The following is a 16751-nucleotide window of genomic DNA, read 5'->3' on the forward strand; positions in this document are numbered from 1 at the left end:
CGGGAAAATATCGCTTTGGCTTCCGGATAGGTTTCCGCAATTTTCTTACCCATTCCGACATATTGGGAGCCTTGTCCAGGGAAGACATATGCGATCAACATGATCTCCTGAGACCGGCCGACTTAAATGACCCTCTGCCGTATACTGGATTCACGGGATCCACTGCGTCGTGGCACCCCATGCCCCGGTCGACTTGATTCTGCGGTTTTGCGACCTTCTTCAGGTTTCTCCACTGCGGAAAACCCCAGGAGGCAGGGGGCACGATTTGACCGGATTCTCGTTTTAAATTTAATGAAATCGAGTAGATATTGATCATTTTCATTTCCAAAGTCAAGCCTAATCCGGCTACCATTTTATGACCGATGCACCCCAGGTCAATCCGGCTCCGAAAGCGATTAATAGCAGAAAATCCCCTTCTTGGATCCGATTGGACCGAACCGCTTCATCCAGGGCAATCGGTATCGATGCCGCCGAAGTATTGCCGATCCGGTCTATATTAACCACAACTCTTTCCTCCGGAAGTTTCAACCTGTCTGCAAGGGCTCTGATGATCCGGATATTGGCCTGATGAGGAATCATCAGGGCAATATTTTCAATTGAGAGATGGAGATCGTTTAGCGCTTCCCAGGCGACCTCTTCAAGATTTCGCACAGCAATCTTAAACGTTTCACTCCCCTTCATTTTTAAAAAGTTTTGGCGCTCTGCCAGAACTGTTTCGGTAAAAGGGAGTCTCGATCCTCCCCCTGGAACATAAAGAAGATCCCAATACTGACCGTCGGAATGAAGATGGGTGGAAAGGATTCCTCTCTTCGAATCTATTGCTTTCAGGACGACCGCCCCGGCTCCATCGCCAAAAATGATGCAGGTGCTCCTGTCTTTCCAGTCGAGCACTCTGGATATCACTTCCGACCCAATCACCAACGCATAACGATACCGACCTGACTTCAGGTATTGATCCGCAACGGAAAGGGCGTAAATGAAACCTGAACAGGCGGCCGAAAGATCAAAGGCAAACGCCTTGCGTGCGCCAATCACGGACTGTACCATACAGGCCGTGGAAGGAAAGGCCATGTCGGGCGACAAGGTCGCAACCAAAATCAGGTCAATCTCTTCGGGTCCAATGCCGGCCGCCTGCAATGCCTTCTTTGCCGCCTCCACCGCCAGATCAGAAGCGGCCTCTTTATCGTCCGCAATTCGTCTCTCTCTAATCCCGGTTCGTTCCCTAATCCACTCATCGGAAGTATCGATGATCCGTTCAAGATCAGCGTTCGTCATCACCTTTTGAGGAAGGTACGATCCCGTACCCACAATCTGGGAATATTTTTGATTCATTTTGGTCCGGATTCAAGCGTTAGGGTAGATTCAATTTCCCGCTGGATATAGGCGTTGACCTCCTGTTTAACAAGATGGTAGGCACGGCCCAGGGCATTTTTAATCGCTTTGGGCGTTGACCGACCATGGCAAATCATACAGATCCCGTTGACCCCGAGCAGGGGTGCTCCTCCGTATTCGGAATAATCGACCCGTTTTTTAAATCGGGAAAAACTTGACTTCAACAGCGGATATCCGAGCTTTCCTAGTATAGAAGATCTGTTGATTTCTGCCCGGAGGAGTTTAAACATGGCTTCCGAAAGTCCTTCGCTGGTCTTCAGAACGACATTCCCCACAAAACCGTCACAAACCACGACGTCAGTGTCACCTTTAAAGATATCTTTTCCTTCAATATTTCCACGGAAATCGGAAAGATGGGTTTTTAAAAGTTTAAAAGTCTCCTTCGTCAAATCGTTTCCCTTGGTATCTTCCTCCCCATTGCTCAAGAGCCCGATCTTTGGTTTTTGAATAGCGAAGACCCGTTTTGAGTAAACATGTCCCATCACGGCAAACTGGAAAAGATGCTTCGGCTTACAATCCACATTGGCCCCGACATCGATAATGATCATGGGCTCTTTTAAGGTCGGAAAAATTGCCGCAATGGCGGGACGATCTATCCCTTTTAAAGGCTTGAGAATGAAAATCGCGGCAGCCATGGATGCACCGGTGTTTCCAGCGCTGACAACCGCGGATGCTTTTCCCTGTTCTACCAGTTCTGTCGCCTTCCAGATGGAAGAGTTTCTTTTTTTTCGGATCACCATAGAAGGAGCGTCTTCCATGGTCACAATCTGCTCGGCATGAAGAATCGAAATGGGAAGATTTTCAACTGAATGCTTTTTTAATTCTGCCGAAATTCTCGTCTCGTCCCCTACCAGGACGAGTTCAATTCCCCATTCCCTGCATGCGGAAACTCCTCCTTCAATTTCGGCCGAGGGTGAAAAATCGCCACCCATCGCATCCAGCGCAATTTTTATCCCACCCATTGAATCTTTAGACTTCCTTGATGGCAATCATTTCCTTGCCCTTATAGGTGCCGCAATTAAGACAAATATTATGGGGAAGCTTGGGCTCAAGACATTGGGGGCAGACGCTCAAATTAGGCCGGCTTAGTTTCTTGTTTGCTCTCCGTTTATCTCTTCTCGCTTTAGATATCTTATGTTTTGGATTCGGCATGTTATTCTCCTTTATCGCCTTTCATTTTCTGATTGAATAGATTTTTCATCATATTAAACTTTTCCTCAACCTCTTTGGGACAGTCGCAGATCGTCAGATTTAGATTTTTCTTGCACACCGGACAGAGTCCCTTGCACTCAGGCGTACAGAGAGGTCTCATGGGAAGCGCCAGAAGAACCTGTTCTCTGATCATTTCATCCAGAGAGAGAGAGGAACCCTCATACCAATTCTCATTAAAAGGGTCTATCCCTTCTTCGTCACCGCTTTCAGGTTCCGAAAGTTCAGATTTTCCCGTTTTGGGATGTCTGTTTCCTTTTTTCTCATCCCGGGTCTTATGAAAAACGGGTCGCTGGGGAGATTTCGGGACAAAAAGTTGATCAAATTCAAAGGAGAGGGGGAGAAAAAAAAAGCTTGAACATCGGCCGCACTCAAGATGCGGTTCCGCCTCAATGATTCCTTTTACGATGATCGTTTTCCCAGTCTTGTAGAGAAAACCCCGTATTCGAACCTCTCCTTTTAGTTCAAGCTCGGGAGAAAGTTGAAGCGCGAGAGGATCCTCCTGATAATCGATCTCCTTTCCTTCATCAGGTATTGATAAAACATCTATTTTCATGAACTTATACCTGCTTCAGGAATACAAACGGTGGATTATATCGATCAGGAATGGAGAAAGTCAAGCGATAAGTAGTGCAAGATTCAAGCCTAATGGTGATGCCCGTGACCCTGAGCGTGAGGAGCATGGTGACCGGCCGGTGCGACCAGGACAAAGAGTGTCAGAGGACCTGTTCCGTTATTTTTAACCCCGTGGTCCACGCCTCCTTCTGCCAGGATGACCATATCTTTTGACAATATCTTTTCTTCACTCCCGACTTTGAAAGTCCCTGTCCCTTCAATCACAAGATATATCTTGTCCTGATCGTCATGACTATGAACTTTCTGCTCCTGGCCCGGTTCAAAACAGTAAAGGTCGCAGTTCAGGCGGGAAGTTTCAAACACCTTGTTTTTTTTCATTTTTTCAGCTGAGAATGAGGCCGCTTCTTTGAGATTTTTAAATGGCATTTTGGGTCATCCTGTTCAACAAGAGGGTGGTTCCGTTAAGTTTTTAATTTTTTATTTAACCGCTGCTCGACACTCTTTATTTTTCCTTCGAGCCTCCCTGTTTTTCCCTTTCGGAAGTCGACTTTAATGATTGTTGAAATCCGGTTACATTCCTTGGACATCTCCTGATAACACTTTTTAACTACGCCAAATACTTCATCCCATTCTCCTTCGAGCACCGTTCCCATCGGATTTAAGCGGTAATCCACGCCACTCTCATCGATTATTTTAAGTGAACGAGAAACATATTCTCCAACGCTTTCCCCTTTATCAAGTGGAGACATACTAAACTCCAAAAGAACCATTTTCCTTTGCCCCGTATGAAATCAGTTAAAATCCCCCGGTATCATACCACTAAAAAAAAGGGGGTGCAATTGGTAATAAGAAAGGTTTTTAGATTGACATGGGATCTCTTTTTGATAATAATAAAAACGTATTTTTCGGAAAATCATCTTATTTTACAGGGAGATTTGAATGGAATTGAAAACAAGACGAAGCGGATACCTTATGATTTTATTGTTCACAGGGATCTTGTCGGTGCTGTCGGCCTGCAATAAAAATGATACGCCGGTCGGTTCTACTCCGCCTCCGGCAAGCCCAGCGGCGCAAAACAGTTACGGACAGTCTCCTGCGGCGGCAGTGGCCGAAACACCCTCCGGCCAGAATGCCACGACTGGAGGTACCTTTTCAGGGACGATTGCACTCGACTCGAAATTATCAGGAAAAGTGGATCCGAATGCCGTGCTTTTCATCAGCGCAAAGCCGTCTGAAGGCCCTCAGGTCGGGGTCCCTCCCGTCGCCTCCCAGAGAATCGCAAGCCCGAAATTTCCGTTAGAATATACCCTTTCTCAGGCCGATGTGATTATGCCGGGAGCCACTTTATCGGGACAATTCAATATTGTCGCAAAATTAATGAAAAATGGGGCCGCAGGTCCCATGGGCCCAGGAGATATTGAAGGGAAATACTCCAAGAATCCTGTCGCTTCAGGTGGAAAGGGTATCAATATCACGCTCGACACCCTCCACTAAACCTGGCCTGTCGATAAGGGGTCATTTGCGGCGTTCTCGTCACTCATTCTTCTTCAACGTATTGACCTAATACGCCACAGTCGCCTTTGTGACAGTGGCGTGGCAACTTACCCCTTCTCTTCTGTCAAATTAGCGGCAATTTAAAACCCCTCAATCTCAAGTTGAATCATTCTCTTTTATGAAAAAGATTGCTATTATCGGGCGGCCGAACGTCGGCAAATCGACTCTTTTTAATCGATTGGTCGGACGAAGAAGCGCTGTGGTCGAAAACCAGCCCGGCGTAACCCGGGACCGTCTCTATGGCGCATTCACCCATGACAACAAATCCTATACTCTGATTGATACCGGCGGACTCTATGCCGATCCCTCTCTCCCTTTAACGGAAGATACCAAGGACCAGACTTTAAAAGCCGTTAAAGAGACTGATCTGGTCTTCTTTCTCATGGACGGCCGGACCGGGCCGCTCCCTCATGACCGGGAAATTCTAAACCTCATACGACCCTTTCAGAAACCCACTCTCTACGTGGTGAACAAGATAGAAGGGATTGCACTTCTCCAGAGCTTTTATGAATTCTATCAGATAGGCGTCAAAGAGATCTTCCCCATCTCTGCGGAAGCGGGTACCGGCATTGATGATTTAATGGTAGCGGTTGAAAAGCTTTTTCCGGAAGAATCCGTCTCGGAGTCCTTGCCAGAAATCGACCTATTTGCGAAAGTCGCTGTGGTCGGCCGGCCCAACGTGGGAAAGTCGACGTTCATCAATTTTTTGCTTGGCGAAAATCGATTGATTACCAGTGCGACTCCAGGCACCACTCGGGATGCCATCGATACGCTGGTCCGAGTGAAGGAACGGAACTACCTCTTTATTGATACTGCAGGAATCCGAAGAAGAGGCAAGATCGAAAAAGGGGTTGAAAGAGCGAGTGTCATCCGGTCGGACGAGTCGATTCATAAATCGGATATCGTGTTTATTTTAATCGACGGCGGGGAAGGAATAACCGACCAGGATATTAAATTGGTCGGGAGGGTCATTGAAGAAGGGAAAGGTTTCGCAATCATTGTCAATAAATGGGATCTGAAAAAGGAGATCGTCAAAGCACGGGAAAAGTTTGAAAAAGATCTGGTCAATTATTTTTCCTTTATCAAAGAGTTCCCCTTCCTCTTTCTTTCTGCCAAGGATGGATTCGATCCAGAGAAAATTTACAAAACCATTAATGAAATAATGGCATCCTACGAGAAACGAATTTCCACTTCCGAAATCAATCAGTTTCTGGAGAAAATTCTGGCAAAATTTCCTCCTCCGCTCTATCGCAAAAAACCGGTTAAAATTAATTATGCCACCCAGGGAGGAACCAAACCGCCCACTTTTATTTTTTTTACCAATTTTAAGGATGGTGTAACAAGGAGTTATCAGAAATTTCTTGAAAATTCCCTTCGTGAAAGTTTCGGATTCAAGGGAACCCCGGTCAGACTTTTGATTAAACAGAAAAAAAATATCTATAAAAAAGATTAATTCCTGGATTGCCTCCCTTTTCGCCTTTCGTAAATCAAGGGATTGGAAGGAAGATCGACCGAAAATAGGGTCCCCACATTCGGAGTGCTTTTCACATCTACTTCACCGCGATGGTCCTGAACAATCTGGTGGACGATTGCCAATCCTAGTCCTGTCCCTTCCCTCTCCTTGCTCTCATGTTTGGTTGTAAAAAAAGGATCAAAGATGTTTTCCAGATTTTCAGGCGGAATGCCTATTCCGTTATCTTCCACGATGATCCGGATCCAGTAAGTCTCCTTTCGATTAAATTGACTCGTCTTCACTTTGATGATTCCGTTTGATGGAGGGAGCGCATCCAATGCATTGATGAAAAGATTCAAAAGCACCTGCTTGATCTGCTGACGGTCGATCACTATTCGCGGGAGATCTTTCTGATACTCGGTTAAAAACCGGCCTCCCCGTTTATTGGCCTCCACGATCATAAAAGGGAGGGTCGTCTGAATCACTTCATTGAGGTCTTCTTCCGTAAAGATCGGTTCCATGTACCGGCTATAATCCAGCACTTCCCGAATGATCCGTTCAATTCGTCCGATATCCTCGCGGGCGACCTTTGAAAAGCTGTTAAAAAAATCGGCGTCTTCCCGTCTTTCGCCCGCAAGTTCTACAAACGTCTTGATCGAGGTCAGAGGATTGCGGATTTCGTGTGCCATTCCTCCCGCAATCGTCTCCAGAGATTTGAGTCGGTCTGTCCGGCGGACCAGGACTTTTGACTTCTTTAACGCCTGGGCCATTCGGTTGCTTTCAATGGTAATAGCCGCCTGTTCTCCTATCAGGAGGAGAAACTGTTCAACTTCCGGTTTAAGCCCGGTCCATTCGGAATTCATGCCTAAAAAGACGAATCCTGTCAGCTTTCCCCGGGTCAATAATGGGAGACCTGCGTCGAGTCTTTTTTCTCTCAACAAAGTCACCCACTCCTGATCTGACTTTCTCTTGTTTGAAGAAAATTGAAGAATCTTTCCTCCCCGAAACGCCTCCGGGATCTTGAATTGGAGCGGTTTATCGATATTTTTAAAGTCAGCCTCGGCAAGAGAATCGCCGAGTTGAAAATCAAACCGTTCTTTTTCTTCGTTCAGAAAAAAAAAGGCCACCTTTTGATATGAGATGAAGCGGGAGAAAATCTTGAGAAGACTTTCCGCAATTTGACGGTCTGTAAGTTCGGGTGTAAGGGTGCGGGCAATATCGACAAAGAGTTGACTGACACCAAGCGGATCAGGAAGCATAATCGTATCTATTCTCACCATGCTTCAACATTCTATAGAAAGGGTGTTTAAAAATCAAATGACGGAATTTTCGTCTTGACAATCCGTTCACAGCAAGGCTATTTTACAACAAAGTAAATTGACTTGTGAGGCACCATGAGAGAAGGTTCGAAAAAAATCACCAAGCAGGAATATGGCTTTAGTTCCAAAGATGTCATTTTAAAACGTCTTGCAAAATCAACCTCTGAGGCTCAGGCATTGGGCATGAAACCGCTTTTGAGAAAACTCGGTTTTTCAGATCTTCCACTGGAAGAGATTCAGGATCGATTGTCCAAATCAAGACGCGCGTTTTCCCAGGAGGTTTTGATCGACAGGGAGCAAATTTAATGGCCTATTTCTATTTTGACACGACTGCAGTTGCTAAACGATATTGTCTGGAGTTGGGAACACATCGAATCAATGAAATTTTACAGGAGAAACGGAACCAGGTCATCCTGGCCGAATGCACCATGACAGAACTCTTCTCCACCCTGAATAAAAAAGTCCGAAAGAACGATCTGACCCGCGATGACTATTATACGGTCGTCTATAAATTTGAGTCCGAAATCGAGCAGGGCTTTTTCAAAATTATCAATATATCGCCCCTGGTAATTAGAAACAGTAAAATCCTGCTCCTGCAGCACCCTTACCTTCGTTTTTCGACTGCTCTTCAGATCTCCTACGCCATAGAAGTTTTTGCCTTGAAACCTACGATCGTTTCGTCTGACCTCCATTTACTGGAAACCTGCAAATTGACCGGTTTCAAGATTTTGAATCCGGAAAAATAATCCTGCCGTCCCAAACTATGTCTCTTTCCTCTCAAATCAAAGAAAAGGCTGAGGAAATCGGCTTTTTTAAAATTGGCGCCGCACGCGCTGAATCGCTTTCTCGACTGAATTTCCTTGAAAGTTGGCTTCAGGAAGGGAAGCATGGAGAAATGTCCTGGATGGAAAGGACAAAAGAAAAGCGGCTCAACCCGGATCTGGTTCTGGAAGGCGTTCGGACAGTGCTTGTCGTCGGAATGAATTATTATGTTCCTGATCCTCCCGGAATGACCGGCCAGGCCAAGATCTCCCGATACGCATGGGGTGTCGACTATCATATGATTATGGAAGAAAAGCTCGAAGTACTGACCGGATTTATTTTAAAACTTCTCCCGGGAGCCCGTGCAAGATATTATGTCGATACCGGTCCGGTGATGGAAAAAGCGTGGGCTGAGAAAGCCGGCCTGGGCTGGATAGGTAAAAACACCAACCTGATTGCGCCAGGCCATGGCTCCTTTCTTTTTCTCGGAGTCATATTAATCGACCGGAAATGGGATTACTATGATTCTCCCGGAGTCGATTTGTGCGGTCAGTGTACTTTATGCATCCAGGTCTGTCCGACGGAAGCCCTGTCTCCCTATTCACTGGATGCCACAAAATGTATCTCTTATCTGAACATTGAAAAGAAAGGAACCTTTACGAAAGATCAGGAGCCCCAATTGGGCGAATGGGTATATGGCTGTGATGACTGTCAAGACATCTGCCCCTGGAATAATTCGCCTCAAATTAGCGATGAACCGGGATTCCGGGAGATGAATCCTTTTCTTAAAAACTTGTCTTCCCAAACTCTTTCAGAAACGGATTTCAATCAAATGTTCAAATTGAGTCCTCTTAAACGATTGAAATTTTCCGGATTAATGAGAAATCTTAAATCCGTTGAAGGTAACAGAATGCCCGAAAAAAGTTCCGGGAAGGTATCGGTCAAACCATGAACCAGCTGAGTCCGAGCTTCAGTCTCACTTTTCGGCTTCAGATCCATAATAAACCGGGAATGCTGGGGAAGATCACCTCCGCCATCGGAGAACTTAAAGGAGATATCGGGGCAATTGATCTCGTATCGGCCCATCCCGGCCATTTAATCCGGGACATCACCGTAAACGTTCAAAATTCGGAACATGGAGATCAGATTATTGCCCAATTGAAAACGATCGAGGGCGTCACGGTCCTGAATGTTTCCGATCAGACCTTCTTACTCCATTTGGGAGGAAAAATTGAAGTCGTCTGCAAGAGTCCCCTGAAAACAAGGGATGACCTTTCCCGGGCCTATACTCCGGGTGTCGGACGGATTTGCGAAGCGATTGCCAGGAATCCAGACGATGTCTATCGACTCACCATGAAGAAAAATTCCGTGGCCATTGTGACCGATGGAAGTGCCGTACTGGGTCTAGGCAATATCGGACCGCGGGCCGCCCTCCCCGTCATGGAAGGGAAGGCAATGCTATTTAAAGAATTTGGTGCTATAAACGCCTTCCCCATCTGTCTGGAGTCTCAAGACACTGAAGAAATTATTCGAACTATTCAACTGATCTCAACTCCCTTTGGCGGAATCAATCTGGAGGATATTTCAGCACCACGCTGTTTTGAAATCGAAGAGCGTCTCCGGGACTTACTTGATATACCGGTGTTTCATGACGACCAGCATGGAACCGCGGTGGTGGTCCTTGCCGCACTGATTAATGATTTGAAAATCGTTCAAAAACCCCTTCATGAGATCAAGGTGGTGGTCAGCGGAATTGGCGCGGCGGGAACAGCCTGCATCAAAATGATGCTTTCTTCCGGTGTGAAAAAAATTATTGCCTGTGACCGGGAAGGAATGCTTTATACCGGCCGAAAAAAAAATATGGACCGGCAAAAAGTCTGGGTTGCAGAACACAGCAACCCGGAACGTGAGGCCGGAGATCTGTCAAAGGCGCTTAAAGGAGCCGATGTTTTTCTCGGACTTTCCGGCCCCGACGTGATGCGTGCGGAGTGGCTGAAAACGATGGCCTCCGACGCAATTGTTTTTGCTCTGGCCAATCCGGTCCCGGAAGTGATGCCTGAAGAAGCGGCACCTTATGTTCGGATCATGGCCACCGGCCGCTCAGATTACAGCAATCAGATAAACAATGTTCTTTGTTTTCCGGGAATATTCAGGGGTGCGCTCGATTGCAGGGCGAAAAGAATTAATGAGGAAATGAAACTGGCCGCAGCCCGGGCGATTGCTTCTCTCGTCCTGGAAGACCAGCTCACTGAGGATTATATTATTCCGAGTATTTTTAACCGTTCGGTCGGTGAAACGGTCGCCAGGGAAGTTTTGAAAGCGGCTGTGGCCTCAGAGGTCTCTCAACGGAAATAGCCCTGACTTACCGTTCTGCCCCCTGAACCAGTCGTTTTTTTCCCAAAAGCGGGGTATTGGGAAAAAGTTCTTTGTGCCGAATCAGAAAGATCACGATCAGGATATTGAGGATCAGCGCACCGGAACGAATCAGCGTGATCTTTTCCAATACTTCATAAATTTCAAAAGGAATAAAAAGCGCCGTTGCAAATACCGTCAGATATTCTGCCCACCTCTTTCGCAGGTAAAGTCCATAGGCTTCCACCAGATCAAGTACGCCATAGAGAAAGAGCGCAACAGAAATAATAAAAAGAAGATGGCCATTGATCATTCGGGCCTTCTTCAACGTAATCGCGATAACAGATCGATCCACGTCAAGATTGAACTGGCTGATCAGCTGATCAACGACTTGATGCAGATCTCTGTTCAGAAGAGACATTCCTTTAACTGAAATGAGAATGAGCAGGATCCCTTTTACCATCCGTTCCCAAATAATAAATTTCAGAAAATATTCGGATTTGTTAGACATTCAACGGCCATTCTCTCCCAGGGCTTGAGTCAAAATCTCTAAGATGCCCTCTTTTGCAATTTTTCTTGGATTTTCAAGGTAAGGACGGCCCTTTCCGTATAAGTGAATCGTATCGTCCGCCATTTTTTCAAATAAGGCATCGTCAATGCCAAAATCCTTTAATGAAGAATACATTCCGATCCCTTTCATCCATTTAATTAACTCCTGGTGAAAAATATGAGCGGCTTCAAGGTGGGATCGTCCTGTTCCAACCACATAGGGACCGAATACTCTCTTTGCAAGCTGAGCATATCGCACGGGACGGCTTTCCAATGTAAAAGCCACCAGTCTCGGGAGAAGAATCGCGAGACCCCGCCCATGAGGAATATCATAATGTCCGCTTAAGGCATGTTCAATCCAGTGCAAAGGGAACGAGCCTTCACGGCCCGAATCAATATATCCCGAAAGCGCCAAAGTGCTGGTCCAGGAGAGGGCTGTTCTCGCTTCCGGATCGTTACCATTTTCGATGGCTTTTCCCAAATTATCAACCACAACGGACACGAGGCTCTCCGTCAATCGATCCTGGACGGGGGAGTTGTCGTTTCCGGTGAAATAACTTTCCAGAAGATGACAAAGCATATCTATTCCCCCTTCGCCGGTAGAAGAGGGAGAAACCGTTTGGGTGAGAGCCGGATCGACGATCGCAACTTTCGGGTGAAGAAGGTCTGACGCAAAAACGGCCTTCTGACGAAGATCCCAATGCGTCACGACGCCGTAGGAGTTGACTTCCGAACCGCTTCCGGCAAAGGTGGGAATCGTCATGACTGGCAAGGCGTTTGTAATTGTCCTATGGGGGCCCGGACCGCTCTTGATATAGTCCCAGATCGATCCGTCCTGTGTCGCCAATGCCGCGATTCCCTTTGCGGCATCCATCGGGGAGCCCCCTCCCAGGCCAATGACAAAGTCACATTGATTTTTTCGGACAACCACTGCCGCGCTATCAATCGATCCGGTTCTCGGGTTACTTTCTATCTGGTCGTATACCACCGACTCGACTCCGGCCGATTTGAGAGATTTAACCACACGATCAAGAATGCCAAATCGGCGGACGGCGGTTTTCCCGGTCACAATAAAGGCTTTTCGTCCCCATTCCTTCACTTCCTGTCCTGTGCGATCCACGGCTCCCGCTCCGAAGACAATCCGGGTCGGGTTATGGAGGACAAAATTATCCATCGGTAATCTTTCTGGAGGTAAGCAGAACAACAACCGGAATCAAAAGGAGGACCAGACTGTTGGAAATCACGGACAAACGATGTTCGGCGTGAAAATTTTCCTTTAATATCGCCTTCCGTCCGGGATCAGACTCGTGCCGAATGGCAACTCTAAGATCACCGGCCTTCTTCCCGACGATTTGTCCCCCGTAAAAAGTGGAAACCAGCATGATCGTCATGAGAATGAGTCGAAACCAAGGAGTCTTTTTGGAGGAGAAATAAAGGGAGATCAAAGCAAGAAATCCGGCGCTGTAGCCCATTAAGTAATAAACCGGGAAAATGGCTCCCATGACATCGCCCGCCTGTTCAGTGGAAAAAGCCCTGAACATGACCGGAGCAACAAAGGTCGTAAAGAAAATAACGCCTCCAAACCAAACCATGAGCGAAAAAAGGTGGATAAATTTAAAAATTCCTTTCATGCTTCCTCACCGACCACTGTCCATTCCTCCAGCAATCCGGAAGAGGAGGTGTCTAAAAAGGATGACGGTTTGGAAAGGACCGAACCGGACCGATGATCATAGATATTAATGGGGTAGGAGAGATAGAGCTGCTCCCTGGCCCGGGTTATCGAGACGTAAAAGAGGCGCCTTTCCTCTTCCAGCTCCTCTTGGTTTTCAAAAGAATAAAGCGATGGAAACTTTCCGTCTAGAAGCCAAATCACAAATACGACTCTCCATTCCAGTCCTTTGGCAGAGTGAATCGTGGAAAGAACCATTTTTTCAACTTCTTTTTCTCCGTCCACGTCTGCCACGCTCCCTTCCGGAGGGTGGAGCATGAGTTCTGACAAAAAGTGTTCCAGTGAAAGATATCTTTCCGCAAGAGCCTTCAAATGATCAAGATCTTTGAGTCTTTTTGGATAGTCATCGAATTTTTCTTTCATAATGGGAAAGTAATAATCGACGATTTTTTCAACCTGAGTGGCTGGCGAGTGGTCCAGGATCGATTCCAAAAGATCCAATAAGGGCTGAATCTGTTTCTCTTTCTGCATCCTCAATTGACGGATCCCCTCCGGCAGATTTCCGGCGTTTAAAAGGATCTGTATCAGTCTTTGAGAAGTTTTGATTCCAATTCCATCCAGGGCTGGAAGAATTCTGATCCATCCGAGCGAATCTTTGGGATTTTGCACAACCCGGAGATACGCTAACGCATCTTTAATATGCGCCGTCTCCATAAATTTCATTCCGCCTCTCTTAATAAACGGTATATGGTATCGGGCCATTTCAATTTCAAGATCAAAAGAGTGGGAACCGGAACGGAAAAGGACCGCCATTTCCTCCAGCGGAATGTCCAATTCCCGAAGTTCCAGGATCTTCTGACAAATGAATTTAGATTGCATATTTTCATCCGGCGCCTGAATCAAGACCGGAGTCATCCCTTCCGTTTTTCTGGAAAAGAGCTGTTTTCCATGTTTCATTCTTGCTTTTTCATTCGTATGATTTGCTAGATCGAGAATTTTCTGGTGGCTCCGGTAATTTTCTTCAAGCGTCAAAGTTCGACATTCCGGAAAGTCTCTTTGAAAATCAAACATATTCTGAAAAGAAGCTCCGCGGAAAGAATAAATGCTCTGTGCATCGTCTCCCACCACCATGACATTGCGGTGGATGGCGGCCAGTTCCTTGATCAATTCAGCTTGCGCCAGGTTCGTATCCTGATACTCGTCCACCATAATGTATTGATATTCCATTGAAAGCCGGTCTCGAAGTTCCGGAAACTTCTTCAAGAGCTCCAGCCATTTGATCAACAAATCATCGTAATCTACCAGTTGTTTCTGTTCTTTGTAACGCGCATAGAGTTCTTTCAACTGGATTAAACTGTCGATCTCGTGTGAAAAATGGTCATAGTCTCTCAAGACAATATCTTCGAGAGAAAGATTTTTGTTCTGTGAGGCACTGATCATATCGAGAATCGTGTTTTTTCGTGGAAACCGCCGTTTTTTTTCAGCAAGTCCGAGGGTGTTTCTCAGAAGATGAATAATCTCTTCCGAATCGGACCGGTCCAGGATGGTAAATGAAGACTCGATTCCGATGAGTCCGCCATGTTGTCTTAAGACCGTATTGGCGACGGAATGAAACGTGCCCCCGGAGATTCTTTCACACCGGTCATCCATCAAAAGGGACGCCCGCCTCAGCATTTCCTGCGCTGCCCTCCGAGTAAAGGTCAGCAAGAGAATGTTTTTCGGTGACACGCCCGTTTCAATCAGCCTCGCAAGCCGATAAATCAAAGTTCTTGTTTTACCGCTCCCGGCACCGGCGACGACAAGCAGGGGCCCTGACAAAGAAGTCACCACCTCGAATTGAGCGGAATTAAGCGCTTCCTGGTAATCAATTAAAAAAGTTTTTTCGGTTTCCTGTCTCTTTATGGTATACTTCAGCAACGAGCGGGTCCCTCCCCTCTGACCCATTAAGCTTTTTCATTTATATCATAATTATACATCCTCCTCAATGACTATACTGCCCCGTCTGCGTCTGAGAGTCGTCTCGTTTCCTATGTGGGTTCTCACTGCCGGCGTTCTCCTTATTTTTTCGATTTCAGCCTGCTCTCCTAAGCTCGAGGTTTATCATAGAAGCCAATATCAGATGGGAACCATTGTGGATCTGAAAGTTGCCGCCTCTTCGGAAAAAGCGGCGGACGAGGCTATGAGTGCCGGCTTTGCAGAAATCAGGAGACTGGAAGAACTCCTGAGCGTCTACAAGGAGACCAGCGAATATTCAAAAATAAATCAAATGGCGGGAATTGAACCTGTCGCGGTCAGCCCGGAAACTTTTGAACTCGTTCAAAAGGGACTGGAGGCTGGAAAAATGACCGATGGAGGCTTTAATATTGCGATCGGCCCTGCTGTCATGCTATGGGGGGTCACGGAGTCTCACCATATCCCGTCCCAAAAAGAACTCGAACAGATCAGGCCGCTTGTCGATTTGAGCAAGGTGGTCGTCGATATCTCCCATCGCACTGTCTTTTTAACAGAAAAGGGGATGAAGATTGATTCCGGAGGAAACGGTAAAGGATTCGCCGCAGACAGGGTCAAGACGGTCTTGCAAAATTCGGGAATTCAGTCCGGTATCGTCGCGCTGGCAGGAGACGATAAAGTTTTTGGCAAGAGACCCGACGGAAAACCCTGGCGTGTCGCAATCTCCCACCCTCGAAAGAAGGGCGAAGTCCTTGCCTACCTTGAGCTGACAGACAAGGCCATTTCTACAGCCGGTGATTATGAACGTTTTTTTGAAAAAGACGGCGTGATCTATCATCATATTCTCGATCCCGTGACTCTCCAGCCCGCACGGGAATGTCAATCCGTGACACTCATCTCTGACGAAGGAATCATTGCGGATAGTCTTGATACCGGAATTTTTGTGATGGGTCCTGAGAAAGGCATGGCACTGGTTGAAAAGCTTCCCTATTTGGGAGGAGTCATTGTCGATAAAAACGGTAAAATCCTTATCTCTTCGAATCTGAAAGACAAGGTCAAACTCCCCTGAATTTCACCTGATCTGACGGACGGCCATTCGTTTCAGACCAATCCGGACACATTTTCTTACTGAGAAAGGGAAGAAATCAGAGTTCTCAGTGGAAGCTTGATATACCGTTTTCTTTTTGTCATAATCCAATTTACTGTTTTATCGAGGAAAAGAAAATGGCTAAATTAGGAGTCAATATCGATCATATCGCAACGCTCCGTCAGGCTCGGGGGGGAATGGAACCCGATCCTGTGACGGCAGTGGCTTTTGCTGAATTGGGAGGAGCGGACAGCATTGTCGTCCATTTAAGGGAAGACCGTCGTCATATTCAGGAACGGGATGTCAAACTTCTGAAGGAAGTTCTCCAGATTCCGCTTGATCTCGAAGCCGCCGCTACGGAAGAGATGATCGCACTGGCGGTTTCTCTAAAACCTCAGCTGGTCACTTTTGTCCCTGAAAAGAGGAAGGAACTCACGACGGAAGGAGGCCTCGATATTCTCCTGAATAAAGATTCTTTGAAAAATGCCGTTGATTTTCTCCATGACTGTAATATCCCGGTGTCACTTTTCATCGATCCTGATATGGAACAGCTCAAAATGGCCCACAAGATCAATGCCGACAAGATCGAAATTCATACCGGTCAATTCGCCCAGGCCGAGAAAGCTTCAGATGTCGAACTTGAATTAAAAAAAATTACCCAGATTATCAGCATGTCTGCCAAATTGGGTCTCGGCATCAATGCCGGCCACGGATTGAATTACCGCAATATTATCCCCTTGACCAAACTTGCAGGGATTGAAGAATTCAATATCGGCCACAGCATTATATCCAGGGCCATCTTTATCGGCTTAAAGGAGGCGGTATCTGAAATGAAAAAGCTGGTCAATCCGCCGGAAAAGGTTTGATCGCATGAAGCCG

19 protein-coding genes are annotated in these 16751 nt (G+C 46.6%); 8 read left to right on the top strand and 11 right to left on the bottom strand.

The window, feature by feature from the left end:
- Positions 1 to 345 precede the first annotated feature (345 nt).
- The 6 genes from HY200_10795 to HY200_10820 all read right to left on the bottom strand — a co-directional run bounded on the left by HY200_10795 (position 346) and on the right by HY200_10820 (position 3947).
- Positions 346 to 1332, bottom strand: coding sequence for a ketoacyl-ACP synthase III (locus HY200_10795; GenBank protein ID MBI3595432.1), 987 nt, complete (start codon positions 1330 to 1332; stop codon positions 346 to 348).
- A complete protein-coding gene (plsX, locus tag HY200_10800) occupies positions 1329 to 2345 on the bottom strand; it encodes a phosphate acyltransferase PlsX (GenBank protein ID MBI3595433.1) in 1017 nt (338 codons plus the stop codon). Before plsX ends, HY200_10795 begins: the two co-directional genes overlap by 4 nt.
- Positions 2346 to 2361: 16 nt before the next feature.
- Positions 2362 to 2544: a 50S ribosomal protein L32 gene (rpmF, locus tag HY200_10805; protein ID MBI3595434.1), complete on the bottom strand. Its 183-nt coding sequence runs from the start codon at positions 2542 to 2544 to the stop codon at positions 2362 to 2364.
- A gap of 1 nt (position 2545) precedes the next feature.
- The gene (locus HY200_10810) at positions 2546 to 3157 is read right to left on the bottom strand and encodes a DUF177 domain-containing protein (GenBank protein ID MBI3595435.1); all 612 of its coding nucleotides are present in this window, start codon (positions 3155 to 3157) and stop codon (positions 2546 to 2548) included.
- A gap of 89 nt (positions 3158 to 3246) precedes the next feature.
- Positions 3247 to 3603 carry a cupin domain-containing protein gene (locus HY200_10815; GenBank protein ID MBI3595436.1) on the bottom strand — a complete coding sequence of 119 codons (357 nt, stop codon included), beginning with the start codon at positions 3601 to 3603 and terminating at the stop codon, positions 3247 to 3249.
- 35 nt (positions 3604 to 3638) lie between these two features.
- The gene (locus HY200_10820) at positions 3639 to 3947 is read right to left on the bottom strand and encodes an MTH1187 family thiamine-binding protein (protein MBI3595437.1); all 309 of its coding nucleotides are present in this window, start codon (positions 3945 to 3947) and stop codon (positions 3639 to 3641) included.
- 169 nt (positions 3948 to 4116) lie between these two features.
- Between HY200_10820 and HY200_10825 the strand changes: the two genes are divergently transcribed.
- Together HY200_10825 and der are read left to right on the top strand one after the other, a co-directional pair.
- Complete coding sequence (locus HY200_10825; protein MBI3595438.1) at positions 4117 to 4671, top strand: hypothetical protein; 555 nt, start codon at positions 4117 to 4119, stop codon at positions 4669 to 4671.
- A 178-nt stretch (positions 4672 to 4849) separates the two neighbouring features.
- The gene (der, locus tag HY200_10830) at positions 4850 to 6184 is read left to right on the top strand and encodes a ribosome biogenesis GTPase Der (GenBank protein MBI3595439.1); all 1335 of its coding nucleotides are present in this window, start codon (positions 4850 to 4852) and stop codon (positions 6182 to 6184) included.
- Here der and HY200_10835 read toward each other — a convergent pair.
- The gene (locus tag HY200_10835) at positions 6181 to 7464 is read right to left on the bottom strand and encodes a hypothetical protein (GenBank protein MBI3595440.1); all 1284 of its coding nucleotides are present in this window, start codon (positions 7462 to 7464) and stop codon (positions 6181 to 6183) included. The two genes, der and HY200_10835, sit on opposite strands and share 4 nt — an antisense overlap.
- Before the next feature lie 114 nt (positions 7465 to 7578).
- Between HY200_10835 and HY200_10840 the strand changes: the two genes are divergently transcribed.
- Genes HY200_10840 through HY200_10855 form a run of 4 tightly spaced genes read left to right on the top strand, consistent with a single transcriptional unit; the run spans position 7579 to position 10620 of the window.
- Entirely contained in the window at positions 7579 to 7809 is a 231-nt protein-coding gene (locus HY200_10840) for a hypothetical protein (GenBank protein MBI3595441.1), read from the top strand.
- A complete protein-coding gene (locus tag HY200_10845) occupies positions 7809 to 8249 on the top strand; it encodes a type II toxin-antitoxin system VapC family toxin (GenBank protein MBI3595442.1) in 441 nt (146 codons plus the stop codon). Before HY200_10840 ends, HY200_10845 begins: the two co-directional genes overlap by 1 nt.
- Positions 8250 to 8266: 17 nt before the next feature.
- Positions 8267 to 9217, top strand: coding sequence for a tRNA epoxyqueuosine(34) reductase QueG (gene queG / locus HY200_10850; GenBank protein MBI3595443.1), 951 nt, complete (start codon positions 8267 to 8269; stop codon positions 9215 to 9217).
- On the top strand, positions 9214 to 10620 hold the full coding sequence (locus tag HY200_10855; GenBank protein MBI3595444.1) for an NAD-dependent malic enzyme: 1407 nt from the start codon (positions 9214 to 9216) through the stop codon (positions 10618 to 10620). Before queG ends, HY200_10855 begins: the two co-directional genes overlap by 4 nt.
- Before the next feature lie 7 nt (positions 10621 to 10627).
- Here the strand turns inward: HY200_10855 and HY200_10860 are convergent, their stop codons facing one another.
- Genes HY200_10860 through HY200_10875 form a run of 4 tightly spaced genes read right to left on the bottom strand, consistent with a single transcriptional unit; the run spans position 10628 to position 14779 of the window.
- Entirely contained in the window at positions 10628 to 11128 is a 501-nt protein-coding gene (locus HY200_10860) for a DUF2127 domain-containing protein (protein MBI3595445.1), read from the bottom strand.
- On the bottom strand, positions 11129 to 12340 hold the full coding sequence (locus HY200_10865; protein MBI3595446.1) for an iron-containing alcohol dehydrogenase: 1212 nt from the start codon (positions 12338 to 12340) through the stop codon (positions 11129 to 11131).
- Positions 12333 to 12797: a DUF4149 domain-containing protein gene (locus HY200_10870; GenBank protein ID MBI3595447.1), complete on the bottom strand. Its 465-nt coding sequence runs from the start codon at positions 12795 to 12797 to the stop codon at positions 12333 to 12335. The genes HY200_10865 and HY200_10870 overlap by 8 nt, the downstream gene beginning before the upstream one ends.
- Positions 12794 to 14779, bottom strand: a complete 1986-nt coding sequence (locus HY200_10875) for an ATP-dependent helicase (protein ID MBI3595448.1) — start codon at positions 14777 to 14779, stop codon at positions 12794 to 12796. The genes HY200_10870 and HY200_10875 overlap by 4 nt, the downstream gene beginning before the upstream one ends.
- 40 nt (positions 14780 to 14819) lie before the next feature.
- Here HY200_10875 and HY200_10880 point away from each other — a divergent pair, with 40 nt between their 5' ends.
- Together HY200_10880 and HY200_10885 are read left to right on the top strand one after the other, a co-directional pair.
- On the top strand, positions 14820 to 15854 hold the full coding sequence (locus HY200_10880; GenBank protein MBI3595449.1) for an FAD:protein FMN transferase: 1035 nt from the start codon (positions 14820 to 14822) through the stop codon (positions 15852 to 15854).
- A gap of 155 nt (positions 15855 to 16009) precedes the next feature.
- Positions 16010 to 16738 (top strand): pyridoxine 5'-phosphate synthase, encoded by a 729-nt coding sequence (locus HY200_10885; protein MBI3595450.1) that lies wholly within the window; start codon positions 16010 to 16012, stop codon positions 16736 to 16738.
- Positions 16739 to 16751 lie beyond the last annotated feature (13 nt).

The sequence above is a fragment of the Nitrospirota bacterium genome, assembly GCA_016194305.1.
Classification (GTDB): domain Bacteria; phylum Nitrospirota; class Nitrospiria; order JACQBW01; family JACQBW01; genus JACQBW01.